The organism is Mixta calida, assembly GCF_002953215.1.
GTDB lineage: Bacteria > Pseudomonadota > Gammaproteobacteria > Enterobacterales > Enterobacteriaceae > Mixta > Mixta calida.
In genome coordinates this window covers 2,095,929-2,108,539 of the sequence record NZ_CP026378.1, presented here as the reverse complement: position 1 = coordinate 2,108,539, position 12,611 = coordinate 2,095,929, and the positions used below count along the sequence as shown (strand labels likewise).

Annotated in this window: 14 protein-coding genes; 8 read left to right on the top strand and 6 right to left on the bottom strand. The window is 55.8% G+C overall.

Annotation, left to right across the window (positions count from 1 at the left end):
- Positions 1-50: 50 nt before the first annotated feature.
- Positions 51-947, bottom strand: a complete 897-nt coding sequence (locus tag C2E16_RS09995) for an aldo/keto reductase (protein WP_038626287.1) — start codon at positions 945-947, stop codon at positions 51-53.
- A 72-nt stretch (positions 948-1,019) separates the two neighbouring features.
- The gene (locus C2E16_RS09990) at positions 1,020-1,259 is read right to left on the bottom strand and encodes a DUF1289 domain-containing protein (RefSeq protein ID WP_038626289.1); all 240 of its coding nucleotides are present in this window, start codon (positions 1,257-1,259) and stop codon (positions 1,020-1,022) included.
- A 207-nt stretch (positions 1,260-1,466) separates the two neighbouring features.
- Here C2E16_RS09990 and eptA point away from each other — a divergent pair, with 207 nt between their 5' ends.
- The 4 genes from eptA to rnt all read left to right on the top strand — a co-directional run bounded on the left by eptA (position 1,467) and on the right by rnt (position 5,044).
- Positions 1,467-3,101 carry a phosphoethanolamine transferase EptA gene (gene eptA, locus C2E16_RS09985; protein WP_084971204.1) on the top strand — a complete coding sequence of 545 codons (1,635 nt, stop codon included), beginning with the start codon at positions 1,467-1,469 and terminating at the stop codon, positions 3,099-3,101.
- Between the two features lie 38 nt (positions 3,102-3,139).
- Positions 3,140-3,733, top strand: coding sequence for a TetR/AcrR family transcriptional regulator (locus tag C2E16_RS09980; protein WP_038626291.1), 594 nt, complete (start codon positions 3,140-3,142; stop codon positions 3,731-3,733).
- Between the two features lie 122 nt (positions 3,734-3,855).
- The gene (gloA, locus tag C2E16_RS09975) at positions 3,856-4,263 is read left to right on the top strand and encodes a lactoylglutathione lyase (RefSeq protein WP_038626292.1); all 408 of its coding nucleotides are present in this window, start codon (positions 3,856-3,858) and stop codon (positions 4,261-4,263) included.
- Positions 4,264-4,363: 100 nt separating this feature from the next.
- Complete coding sequence (gene rnt / locus C2E16_RS09970; RefSeq protein WP_038626294.1) at positions 4,364-5,044, top strand: ribonuclease T; 681 nt, start codon at positions 4,364-4,366, stop codon at positions 5,042-5,044.
- Positions 5,045-5,108: 64 nt separating this feature from the next.
- On the opposite strand, the gene C2E16_RS09965 is transcribed toward rnt, so the two are convergent.
- Positions 5,109-5,444: a Grx4 family monothiol glutaredoxin gene (locus tag C2E16_RS09965; RefSeq protein ID WP_174705330.1), complete on the bottom strand. Its 336-nt coding sequence runs from the start codon at positions 5,442-5,444 to the stop codon at positions 5,109-5,111.
- A gap of 356 nt (positions 5,445-5,800) precedes the next feature.
- Here C2E16_RS09965 and C2E16_RS09960 point away from each other — a divergent pair, with 356 nt between their 5' ends.
- Complete coding sequence (locus C2E16_RS09960; RefSeq protein ID WP_038626298.1) at positions 5,801-6,622, top strand: C40 family peptidase; 822 nt, start codon at positions 5,801-5,803, stop codon at positions 6,620-6,622.
- Between the two features lie 60 nt (positions 6,623-6,682).
- Here C2E16_RS09960 and cydH read toward each other — a convergent pair whose 3' ends face one another.
- Positions 6,683-6,772, bottom strand: coding sequence for a cytochrome bd-I oxidase subunit CydH (cydH, locus tag C2E16_RS21410; RefSeq protein ID WP_103790931.1), 90 nt, complete (start codon positions 6,770-6,772; stop codon positions 6,683-6,685).
- A 284-nt stretch (positions 6,773-7,056) separates the two neighbouring features.
- Here cydH and purR point away from each other — a divergent pair, with 284 nt between their 5' ends.
- On the top strand, positions 7,057-8,082 hold the full coding sequence (gene purR, locus C2E16_RS09950) for an HTH-type transcriptional repressor PurR (protein ID WP_038626300.1): 1,026 nt from the start codon (positions 7,057-7,059) through the stop codon (positions 8,080-8,082).
- A gap of 49 nt (positions 8,083-8,131) precedes the next feature.
- Here purR and punR read toward each other — a convergent pair whose 3' ends face one another.
- Positions 8,132-9,067: a DNA-binding transcriptional activator PunR gene (gene punR / locus C2E16_RS09945; RefSeq protein ID WP_038626301.1), complete on the bottom strand. Its 936-nt coding sequence runs from the start codon at positions 9,065-9,067 to the stop codon at positions 8,132-8,134.
- A gap of 111 nt (positions 9,068-9,178) precedes the next feature.
- On the opposite strand from punR, the gene punC reads away from it, so the two are divergent.
- Both punC and cfa read left to right on the top strand, forming a co-directional pair.
- Positions 9,179-10,363 carry a purine nucleoside transporter PunC gene (gene punC / locus C2E16_RS09940; protein WP_038626303.1) on the top strand — a complete coding sequence of 395 codons (1,185 nt, stop codon included), beginning with the start codon at positions 9,179-9,181 and terminating at the stop codon, positions 10,361-10,363.
- A 303-nt stretch (positions 10,364-10,666) separates the two neighbouring features.
- Positions 10,667-11,815, top strand: coding sequence for a cyclopropane fatty acyl phospholipid synthase (gene cfa / locus C2E16_RS09935; protein WP_038626305.1), 1,149 nt, complete (start codon positions 10,667-10,669; stop codon positions 11,813-11,815).
- A gap of 68 nt (positions 11,816-11,883) precedes the next feature.
- Here cfa and C2E16_RS09930 read toward each other — a convergent pair whose 3' ends face one another.
- Positions 11,884-12,543, bottom strand: a complete 660-nt coding sequence (locus C2E16_RS09930; RefSeq protein ID WP_038626307.1) for a riboflavin synthase — start codon at positions 12,541-12,543, stop codon at positions 11,884-11,886.
- Positions 12,544-12,611 lie beyond the last annotated feature (68 nt).

The window sequence follows — 12,611 nt, the reverse complement described above, 5'->3', positions numbered from 1 at the left end:
GGACGGATTTTCACATTTGATCGAACGGCGGCGTTTTTTTTTGCGTTTCTTTACGGCACGTCGTAGCCCAGCGCCGCTTTGCGAATGCGAAACCACTGCTGACGATTCAGCTGAAGCGACAGCGCATCCAGCGCGGCGCGCACGCGTTCGATTTTACCGGAGCCGATAATCGGCAGCGGCGCCGACGGTAAACGCATTACCCAGGCATAAACCACCTGCTCTATCGAGGCGGCGCCCGTCTCTTCGGCGATCGCGCGCAGTTCAGCGCGCAGTGGCGAGAAACGCTCCGCGCTGAACAGCTGGCCACCGCCCAGGCAGGACCAGGCCATCGGTTTAATGCGCAGCTGTTGACACTGATCGAGCGTGCCGTCCAGCAGCGTGTCCTGACGCAGCGGCGAAATCTCCACCTGGTTGGTGGCGAGCGTAAACGGCAGCCTTGACTGTAACAGCGCAAACTGCGCCGGCGTAAAGTTAGAGACGCCGAAATGTCGCACCTTGCCGCTCTGATGCAGCGCGGTAAAGGCTTCCGCCACCTCATCCGCATCCATCAGCGGATCGGGGCGGTGGATCAGCAGCAGATCGAGATAGTCGGTACCGAAGTGCCGCAGGGAATTTTCCGCGCTGCGGATGATATGCGCGCCATCGGTAATATAGTGACCAAGCGCGTTTTCCGGTTTGGCGGTGGTGGCGATGCCGCACTTGGTGACCAGCTCCATACGCGCGCGCAGCGCAGGGGCCAGCCGCAACGCGGCGCCGAAGGCGGCTTCACATTGGTAGTCGCCATAAATATCCGCATGATCGACGGTGGTGACGCCCAGATCAAGATGCTGTTCAATAAAGCCCACCAGCTGCTGCGGCGCCATCTGCCATTCCATTAGCCGCCAGTAGCCCATCACCATACGGGAGAATTCCGGGCCCTGGGGCGCAATACGTACGCGTTCAATCATTTTATTTACCTTTGCAGCTCAGTGTCAGGAACGGCAGTATACGCCGACGCCAGGGAAAAAAAGCGGGAAATATCAAAAGAGTGACGGCTGTTGCGGTTCTTCCGGCTGCGGCGCTTTCTCGCTGCGGCGCTGGCGCAGGTAGCGCTGGCGACAGAGCCTCAGCACTTCACGCTTGTGCGCGTCGCTATAGCTCATCCAGTTGAAGCGTTCTTCGCGGGTGCGTAAACAGCCACGGCAGTAACCGCGCTCGTCTGACTGACAGATGCCCCGGCACGGGCTTGGCACCGGGAAAAATTCAAGTTGCTCAGCCACATCGCCTCCTGTTTAAACCGCATCTTTTATTGAAGACAGCATCCGCCCTGTACGCAAGTTTAACGTCTAAAAATCGTTCAGCGCGCACAAACGGCGTTTAATCGCAGCTTAACCAAACGGTTAGCGATTCCTTTATTGGCGTCGGGTTAAGGTTTCGCTAAGGTTTTTCAGCTAAGCTACAAAGAAATCCTTTAATTTTAATTAATTATGCAACGACTGAAAAAAATACGCTGTAGTGAATCCCTGTTTCTGACCGGCTGCGCGCTGTTTTTCACCTTTATTCTAAACGGCATGTTTATCGTACGCGCCGCCGAACGAACGCCGCTGAGCCATCTACATGATTATCTGTTTATCGCCACGATTCCGCTGGTGCTGTTTTGCGCCTTTATGCTGGTGTTTAATCTGCTGGTGTTGCCGTGGATAGGTAAGCCGCTGTTAATTATTTTGCTACTGTGCGGCGCGGGGGCGAACTATTTTATGTACAGTTTCGGCACCGTTATCGACACCAATATGGTGCAAAACGTTTTCGAAACGGACCTGCAAGAGGCGACCGCCCTGCTCAGCCCTCGCTATATACTGTGGATGCTGTTGATGGGCGTACTGCCTTCCCTCATCATTCTTATGGTAAGCGTCAGGCAGACGCGTCCCTGGTGGTTTGCGCTGGCGATGCGCGCGCTGTGGTGCATCGGCTCCCTGCTGATGATTCTGCTGATAGCGGCGCTGATGTATAAGGATTACGCCTCGCTGTTCCGTAATAACAAAGGCCTGGTGAAAATGGTGACGCCGCCCAACGTGGTCAGCGGAGTCATTCACTATGTCGATAACCGCTGGCTGCAGGGCAGTAAAGAGCTGGTGCGTATCGGGCAGGATGCGCAAAAGGGCCCGCTGATTAAGGCGGCGCAGAAAAAAACGCTGGTGGTGTTTGTGCTGGGCGAAACGGCGCGCGCGGAAAATTTCTCTCTCGGCGGCTATGCGCGCGAGACCAACCCGAAGCTGAAGCAGCAGCAGGTGATCTACTATCAGCACGCCACGTCCTGCGGGACCGAAACGGCGGTTTCCGTGCCCTGCATGTTCTCAGGCATGACGCGCGCCGATTATGACGCGAATCTGGCGCGCCATCAGGAAGGGTTAATGGATGTGCTGGCGCATGCCGGCGTCAATGTGATGTGGCGTGAAAACGATGGCGGCTGTAAAGGCGCCTGTAACCGTATTCCGCACACCGATATGACGCAGTGGAAGCTGAAAGAGTATTGTCAGAGCGACTACTGTCTGGATGACGTGCTGCTGCACCGTCTGTCAAACTACATCGACAGCGTGAAGGATGATTCGGTGATTGTGCTGCATCAGATGGGCAGCCATGGCCCCGCTTACTATCGGCGCTATCCGCCGGCGATGCGTCAGTTTACGCCGACCTGCGACAGCAACCAGATTCAGGATTGCGATCATCAGGCGCTGGTCAACACCTATGATAATACGCTGCTCTATACCGATTCGATGGTGAGCGACACGATTGATCTGCTGAAACGCTATAGCGATCGCTTTAACGTAGCGCTGATCTATCTCTCCGATCACGGCGAATCGCTGGGCGAGCGCGGCATGTATCTGCACGGCGCGCCCTGGCTGTTTGCGCCGAGCCAGCAGACGCATATACCGTTCCTGATGTGGCTTTCACCCGATTACGCTCACACCTTCGGCGTTAACGAGAGCTGTATGCGCCAGCGCGCGCAGCAGGATGAGGTGTCGCAGGATAACGTGTTCCATACTCTGCTGGGCATGATGAATATCCAGACCTCGGTCTATAAGCCAGGCCTTGACCTGTTGAAACGCTGCCAGGCGCATTAGGGTTGCATTAGACCAACTGGTCTATTACCCTGAGGGACATGAATAAAACGACACGACATGATACCCGCGAACAGCTGCTCGCCACCGGCGAGCAGCTTTGTTTACAGCGCGGCTTTACCGGCATGGGCCTGAGCGAGCTGTTAAGTCAGGCGGGCGTGCCGAAAGGATCGTTTTATCACTATTTTCGTTCGAAGGAAGCCTTTGGCGTGGCGATGCTGGAGCGTTACTTCAGTAGCGTAAGCCACGCGATGCAGAGCTGGTTTGATGATCGGCCGTCGGCGCCGCGCCAGAAGCTACTGGACTATTACCAGCAGGCGGAGCAGCGCTTTCGCGCGACGGGCCATATCGAAAACTGTCTGGCCGTAAAAATCTCTGCGGAAGTCTGCGATCTCTCAGAGGAGATGAGACTAACGCTGGCGCATGGCGCCGCCGCGCAGATAGCGATTCTAACGAGCACGCTGCGCCAGGCCGCTGCGCAGGGCGAGCTTCAGCCAGGCTGGACGCCGGAGGTAATGGCTCAAACGCTCTACTCGCTCTGGCTGGGCGCCAGCTTGCAAAGCAAAATCCGTCGCGACGGCAGCGCGTTAACCCAGGCGCTACAGGCAATTTTGCAGCTGTTGGCGGCGCGTTAAATAAAAACGCCCATTTCAAGTCGACTGGTCTACTCAACCTGGCGGCAGTGCCGTTGCAAATCGGCGGCTATACTAAGCTTTTTTGACCGTCATCGGATGATGACACCCTTTTGGAGAATATTATGCGCTTACTTCACACTATGCTGCGCGTTGGCGATATGCAGCGCTCCCTCGATTTTTATACGCGTGTTCTCGGCATGCGTCTGCTGCGTGAAAGCGAAAACCAGGAGTACAAATACAGCCTGGCGTTTGTAGGTTATACCGACGAAAGCGAAGGCGCGGTCATCGAACTGACCTACAACTGGGGCGTGGATAAGTACGACCTCGGCAACGCTTACGGCCATATCGCGCTGGGCGTGGACGATGTTGCGGCGACCTGCGAAAAAATTCGCCAGGCGGGCGGCAACGTGACGCGTGAAGCGGGCCCTGTAAAAGGCGGCACCACCGTTATCGCTTTCGTGGAAGACCCGGACGGCTACAAAATCGAGCTGATTGAAAACAAGCAGGCCGGACAAGGCCTCGGCCACTAAGTTTCAGGGCGCCTGCGGGCGCCCTTCTTTTTTGCGCTGCTGCAAGCGGCGACGAAATTTGCCATAATGCGCGCTGCATTTTTTCGCCAATGAGATCCTGATGTCTGAACCGAAACAACTGAACGCCTTATCCGACCGCTTTCGCGGCTTTTATCCGGTGGTGATTGATGTGGAAACCGCCGGGTTCAATGCGAAGACCGATGCGCTGCTGGAAATCGCCGCCGTCACGTTGAAAATGGATGAAGAAGGCTGGCTGCAGCTTGACCAGACCCTGCATTTTCACGTCGAGCCTTTCGAAGGCGCGGTTCTGCAACCGGAGGCGCTGGCGTTCAACGGCATCGATCCCCATAATCCCCTGCGCGGCGCCGTCAGCGAATATGACGCGCTGCATGAAATTTTTAAGCAGGTGCGCAAAGGGCTGAAGGATCGCGGCTGCAATCGCGCCATTATGGTGGCGCATAATGCCAACTTCGATCACAGCTTTATGATGGCCGCCGCCGAACGCGCTGGTCTGAAGCGTAACCCGTTTCACCCCTTCGCCACTTTCGACACCGCGGCGCTTAGCGGCCTGGTCGTCGGCCAGACGGTGCTGGCGAAAGCCTGTAAAGCGGCCGGCATCGCCTTTGACGCCAGTCAGGCGCACTCTGCGCTTTACGATACCGAGCGCACCGCAGAACTTTTTTGCGAGCTGGTGAACCGCTGGAAACGTTTAGGCGGCTGGCCGCCGCTGCCGGTAGAAGATGAGGAGCCGGTCGAAGAAGCGCTGAAGCTGGAGGAGTAGCCGCCGCACGCCAGTAAAAAAGGGCGCCGATGCGCCCTTTTATTTTTTAGCAGCTGGCTAAAACTTATTCCGCCGCTTTATATTTTTCCGCCGTCTCTTTGATCAGCGTTTGCAGCTCGCCGCGCTGGAACATTTCGACAACGATATCGCAGCCGCCGACCAGTTCGCCATCCACCCACAACTGCGGGAAGGTCGGCCAGTTGGCATATTTAGGCAGTTCAGCGCGGATATCCGGGTTTTGCAGGATATCCACATAGGCGAAGCGCTCGCCGCAGGCAGAGAGAGCCTGAACCGTCTGAGCAGAAAAACCACAGCTTGGCAGCTTCGGCGAGCCTTTCATGTACAGCAGGATCGGGTTTTCTGCGATCTGGCGCTGAATTTTTTCAACAGTACTCATAATTGCCTTCCTTAAATAGCTTGCTTCGTGTCTATTGATTGTAGCGACTGTAGCGGGTCACTGAAAACGACATTTTCTGTAGGGATAAATGATTTAGCGCATTATGCCAAATGCTGCTGATAAAATAACGTCCGCTTCTTCATCATTACGCCCGGCGATTAATAAATAGTAATAATTCTGTCGAGATAAGCGCCTGTTTCGGTTTATTTTTACATCTTTATGCAATTAAAGGCCATTCAATTGCAAAAGGCTTTATCTTTTCGGAAAAAGTTAGATTAGAATCGGCCTTCAGGGGTCTGCCTTATGGCAGAAATAGGATCAACTTCGCGCCGTTATCGCGCTATTACTGTAACCACACTATGCGTTTATTGATTACGCTTTTTATGCTGGCTTTTGCTCAGCTGTTCTTTAACGTTGCGCAGGCCTCTCCGCAGGCGCCGGTTAAGGCCAGTCAGCATAAGATTGATAAGAAAAGCGCCCGTGAAGATGAACGGCGCAAGCGTCGCCCCTTAAAAACCACCAGTAAAAAAACGCGTACGGCGACGGCGGAAAAAAGCAAAGTCAAAAAGAAAGGCAAAACGGCAACCGTCGCGGTATCCCCAGCGTTAACCACGAAAAAAGGCCGCTCACCGGTTAAAACGGCAAAAGAGAACAGCGCAAAGAAAAAAAGTATGGCCAGGACGGCGAAGGCGCGCTATGGCCATCAGCGCGGCGATAAAAAGCAGACCAAGGCCCGTGGCCCGCTCGAAATGAGTAAGGCGCACCGCGAGCGTTATCAGAAAGCGCGTGAAACGGCGATGAACAAGCTGATGGGTCAGCTGGGCAAACCTTACCTGTGGGGCGGCACCTCGCCTCACACCGGCTTCGACTGCAGCGGTCTGGTCTGGTACGCCTATAAGGATGTGGTGAAATTTAAAATTCCCCGCACCGCCAATGAGATGTATCACTTGCGTGACGCCGCGCCGGTCAACCGTCAGTCGCTGGAAAAAGGCGATCTGGTCTTTTTCCGCATTAATAACCGCGGCGCCGCCGATCACGTTGGCGTTTATCTTGGCAACGGTCGTTTTATTCAGTCGCCGCGCACCGGTAAAGATATTCAAATCAGCCAGCTCAGCGATGATTACTGGGAGCGCCATTATGTCGGCGCGCGTCGCGTAATGACGCCAAAAACCATCCGCTAAGCGCGTTGCGCAACAAAAAAGCCTGTCTTGCGACAGGCTTTTTTTATACGCATCATCCGATCAATGCATGACAGCGGTTAAGCTGAAAGCGATGATCATCAGCAATGCTGCGACAGTGGTGCTTAACGACAGCTTTAAATCGGTGCTCACCCGGCCTCTCCTTTAACCACACAAACAATAACGGTATAGATTTTCCCATACTCACCGGTAAAAATCTCGTTTTCTTTGCGTCAGCTTGATAGAATCCCCGCCTTGCGTTGCGCAACACCGGCAAACCGTCGCTGTTGGCCCTTTTTTAAAGACGTCCCGCCTGCCAGACGTATCTCAGCCAGCACAATGACAATGGATAAGCACGCTGAAGCAGGCCGCGAGGACGCAAACGTTTAACATTAGCCTTATCAAACCCTTATGATAAGCGCAGGAGTATCTTTTTAATGGCAACAATCAAAGATGTCGCGAAGCGTGCCGGCGTGTCTACGACGACGGTGTCACACGTCATCAATAAAACCCGCTTTGTCGCGGAAGAGACGCGCGAGGCGGTGTGGGCGGCCATCAAAGAACTACACTATTCGCCCAGCGCGGTCGCGCGCAGCCTGAAGGTGAACCACACCAAGTCGATCGGCCTGCTGGCGACCTCCAGCGAAGCGCCCTATTTTGCGGAAATCATCGAAGCGGTGGAAACGCGCTGCTTCGCCCGCGGCTATACCCTGATTCTGGGCAACGCCCATAACGATCTGCAAAAGCAGCAGGCATATCTGTCGATGATGGCGCAAAAGCGCGTCGACGGTCTGCTGGTAATGTGTTCTGAATATCCTGAAGCGCTGCTGAAGATGCTTGAGGAGAACCGCAATATCCCGATGGTGGTGATGGACTGGGGCGAGTCGCGCGGCGACTTTACCGATACCGTGCTGGATAACGCTTTTGAAGGCGGCTACATCGCAGGCCGCTATCTGATTGAACGCGGCCATCGCGATATCGGCGTGATTCCCGGACAGATGGAGCGCAACACCGGCGGCGGCCGTCTTGCCGGCTTTATGAAGGCGCTGAACGAGGCGAATATACCGGTGCGCGAAGAGTGGATCGTGCAGGGCGATTTCGAGCCGGAGTCGGGCTACCGCGCCATGCAGCAGATCCTGGCGCAGAAGCAACGCCCTACCGCCGTCTTCTGCGGCGGCGACATTATGGCGATGGGCGCTATTTGTGCGGCGGATGAGATGGGCCTGCGCGTGCCGCAGGATATTTCGGTGATCGGTTATGATAACGTGCGCAACGCGCGCTATTTTACGCCAGCGCTGACAACCGTTCATCAGCCGAAAGAGCAACTAGGCGAAACCGCCTTCGATATGCTGCTGGATCGCATTATCAATAAGCGCGAAGAATCGCAAACGATTGAGGTGCATCCGACGCTTATTGAACGCCGCTCGGTGGCTGACGGCCCGTTCCGCGACTATCGTCGTTAATGCTTTACGTCATCGCGGCTTATCCCTGCCGCGACCTTTGCCTTGCCGCTCAGGATAATGCGCTATCCTGAGTGCTCTCTTCCTCACGCAGCCACTCCCGATTCAGCGTCTCCGTATCGCCCAGATAATCCAGCAGCCAGCTCAGCGCCGGCGAACCGCTCTGTTCCGACCAGCTGACGCAGCAGTGGCTGTCGGGAAAAGGCACCGGCAGCGGCAACTCCGTCAGTTCCTGCGTCGCCAGCAGCGGCGCGGCGAAATGGCCGGGCACCATGCCAACGCAGAGACCGGCGCGCAGGCAGTCGAAAGCGCTCTCCCAGTCAGGCACCACCAGCCGTCGCTGATTATCCAGTGTCCAGGTGGTGCGGCGCGGCAGCGCGCGCGAGGTATCCTCCAGCACCAGTGAAGGCCAGGGACGGATATCATCATCCTGCAGGCCGCCGGTCGCTGCGGCCAGCGGATGGCTGGCGTTAACCACGCAGCGCCAGTTGAGCGCGCCCATATCACGGAAGGCGAAGCGGCCGCCGACGGGGATAGCCTGCGTCGCGCCGATTGCCACATCGACACGCCCGTCCGCCAGCGCGTCCCAGACGCCGTTAAACACCTCCGGGGTGATTAACAGTTCCATATCGGGAAAATGGCGATAAAAATCGAGCACCAGCTGACGCGTGCGCTGCGGTTTTACAATGCGATCGACGGCGATGCTCAGCTGGCCGCGCCAGCCGTTCGCCACCTGCTGACACTGCCGACGCGTGGCGAGCATTTTTTTGATAACAGCGCGGCCTTCACGAATAAAAAGCTCGCCCGCCTCGGTTAATACCACATCGCGATGACGACGTTCAAACAGCGGCACCGCCAGCCAGGACTCCAGCTGGCGCACGGTATAGCTGATGGCGGAAGGCACGCGATGCAGCTCCGCGGCGGCAGCGGAAAAGCTGCCGGTGCGGGCGACGGCGTCGACCACTTCAAGGGCATGTTCTGACCACATTTTTTGCCTGCAAAAATTTTGAAATCAACCGGCAAATTTTAGCGTTTCACATTCAGAAAAACATCCTTTACCCTCGCGCCGTCTGTTCACCTGCTAATTAATGAGAAAGAGATGTCTGGTTCAAAAGGATTTATGCTTTATCTGGCGCTGCTCAGTACGCTGGGTTTTCTCGCCACTGATATGTATCTGCCGGCGTTCACCGCCATGCAGGAAAGCTTCCACACCTCCGCAGGCGTCATCAGCGCCAGCCTGACGGTATTTCTTGGCGGCTTCGCCTGCGCGCAGCTGATATGGGGCCCCCTTTCCGACCGCTTCGGCCGTAAGCCGGTCCTGCTGTTCGGCCTGGCGCTGTTTGCCCTCGGCTGTGCGGGCATGCTGTGGGCGAATGAGACCTGGCAGATGTTGACCTTGCGCTTTATCCAGGCGGTGGGCGTCTGTTCCGCCACGGTAAGCTGGCAGGCGCTGGTGGTCGATCGCTATCGCGGCGCGCAGGCTAACCGCGTGTTCGCCACCATTATGCCGCTGGTCGCGCTTTCTCCGGCGCTGGCGCCGTTGCTGGGCGCCTGGGTGCTGAGCCACTTTTCATGGCGGGCTATTTTCCTGACGCTGCTGCTGGTGACCCTGCCACTACTGTTCGCTACAGCCAGGCTGAAAAAAGCGCCGGCGGCGGCCGCGCACGATTCGCGTCCGCGCGCCGGCTTTTTCACCATGCTGACCTCGCGCGTCTACGGCGGCAACGTACTGATCTATGCCGCCTGCTCCGCCAGCTTTTTCGCCTGGCTGACCGGCTCACCCTTTATCCTGCACGATCTCGGTTTAAGTCCGGCGGATATTGGCCTGAGCTATATGCCGCAAACCGTCGCTTTTCTGGCGGGCGGATTCGGCTGTCGCACCGCGTTGCAGCGTCGCAGCGGCAGGACGCTGTTGCCTGCGCTGCTGATCTTCTATGCAATCAGCGTCGTGTCGCTGTTTATGGTGGCGATGAGCGGAAAAGCGACGCTGTGGGGCCTGCTGGCGCCGTTCTGCGGCATGGCGCTGGCCAACGGCGCCATTTACCCTATTGTGGTGGCGAACGCGCTGCTGCCGTTCCCGCAGGATACCGGCAAGGCCGCCGCGCTGCAGAACTGCCTGCAACTGGGCCTCTGCTTTTTCGCCAGCCTGGCCGTTTCCGGCTGGCTCAGCCATCCGTTGCTGACCACCAGCGCAGTGATGCTGTTTACCGTACTGCTTGCCGTGCTGGGCTATTTTCTGCAGCTGACGCGCGAGGCGCAGACGGAATCAGAAAACGCGGCCTGAACGCATACACCTGTGCGCCACCGCGCGCAGTGATTGGTTAGCACACTAACTGTTAGCCGTTGTATATTCCCTGCCGTGAGCATATACTCCTTGCAAGGCAGTTACTTATAATAACCAGTGCGTTTTTCCGGTCGGGTCGGTCCGCTTTATTACGGGCCCGTCTGACCGGCCTGTTCATTCAGTTTCAATCCTCTGTTAAACGTCGGATATCTGGCACACGGTTTTCCGTGAGATTTCTCACAACCCTGTAGAAATTGACTATTCTGTTTCTCAGGTTCGTATCACACAGGTGATGGAGAAGCTATGAGTTCATCGTGCATAGAAGAAGTGAACCTGGAGGAAAACCATTGGTATCGTATCGCCCATGAGATGTTGGAAGTGGCTGATATCGAAGTCAATGGCAATCGCCCCTGGGATATTCAGGTGAAAAACCCTGACTTTTTTAAACGCGTCTTACAGGAGGGATCCCTCGGTCTGGGCGAGAGTTACATGGATGGCTGGTGGGAATGCGACCGGCTTGATATGTTTTTTCATCGCGTGCTGAAGCACAAACTGGATCAACAGCTCCCTCATCATTTCAAAGATACTTTACGCATCGCCGCCGCGCGTCTGACTAATCTGCAGTCAAAAAAACGCGCCTGGATGGTAGGCAAAGAGCATTACGATTTAGGCAACGATCTTTTTTCGCTTATGCTTGATCCCTTCATGCAATATTCCTGCGCCTATTGGAAAGAAGCAGGCACGCTGGAAGACGCGCAACAGGCTAAGCTAAAAATGATTTGCGAAAAGCTGCAGCTGAAGCCGGGTATGCGTCTGCTTGATATCGGCTGCGGTTGGGGCGGCCTTGCGGAGTTCGCCGCACGTCATTACGGCGTAACGGTGGATGGCGTCACCATCTCCGCGGAACAGCAAAAAATGGCGCAGCAGCGCTGCGAAGGGCTGGACGTCAATATTTTGTTGCAGGATTACCGCGACCTGAACGATCAGTATGACCGTATCGTTTCGGTAGGCATGTTCGAGCACGTCGGCCCTAAAAACTACGCCACCTATTTCGACGTGGTCGACCGCAACCTCAAGCCTGACGGCCTGTTCCTGCTGCATACCATCGGCGCGATAAAAACCGATATGAACGTCGATCCCTGGATCGATAAATATATTTTCCCCAACGGCTGCCTGCCGTCGGTGCGCCATATCGCCGTAGCCAGCGAACCTCACTTTATTATGGAAGACTGGCACAATTTCGGCGCCGATTACGATACGACGCTGATGGCGTGGTATGAGCGTTTTCTACAGGCCTGGCCGCAGCTGGAAGCGAAATATGGCGAGCGCTTTAAGCGTATGTTCACCTATTATCTGAACGCCTGTGCCGGGGCCTTCCGCGCGCGCGATATTCAGCTCTGGCAGGTGGTCTTTAGCCGTGGCGTGGAAGGCGGCCTGCGCGTGCCGCACTAATTGCCAGCCTCTGCGCAATGCATAAAAAAACAGGCAATCCGATTGCCTGTTTTTTTTTTCGTCTGGCGTTACGCGTCCGCGTCGGTGGCGTCGTCAGCCCTACTCGCAGCCTGGGCCGCTTCGCGCTGCGCCAGTACGCGTTCAACGGTATCGACAATCGCCTGGGTATGCGGATCGATCTCAATATTGACGCGATGTCCCAGCTTTTTCGCGCCGAGCGTAGTGCGCGCCAGCGTTTCGGGAATTAAATGTACGCAGAATTTGGTTTTCGTCACGTCGCCGACGGTCAGGCTGATGCCGTCAATGCCGATAAAACCTTTATGCAGGATATATTTCAACAGCGAGCTGTCCTGCGGCTTAAACCAGATTTCACGGTTATTTTCCGCGTTTATTATCTTACAGATCTCCGCGGTGGTCATAATATGGCCGGACATTAAATGTCCGCCGATTTCATCGCTGAATTTCGCCGCGCGTTCAATATTCACCACGTCGCCCGGCTGCAAATCGCCAAGATTAGTAATGCGCAGCGTCTCTTTTACCAGATCGAAACTGACGCGGTCGCCGTTAATTTCCGTTACGGTCAGGCAGCAGCCGTTATGCGCCACCGATGCGCCCAGCTCCAGGCCCGGCAATAACGCTGGCGGCATTTTAACGATATGGGTGCGAAAGTTGGTTTTCTCTTCAATGGCGACCACTTCTGCGGTGCCCTGCACAATTCCGGTAAACATAAGTTAGCCTCAGTCTGTTTTTGCTGATATTAACATACTCTCCGTTGCAGACCAGGCAAGCTAACAGA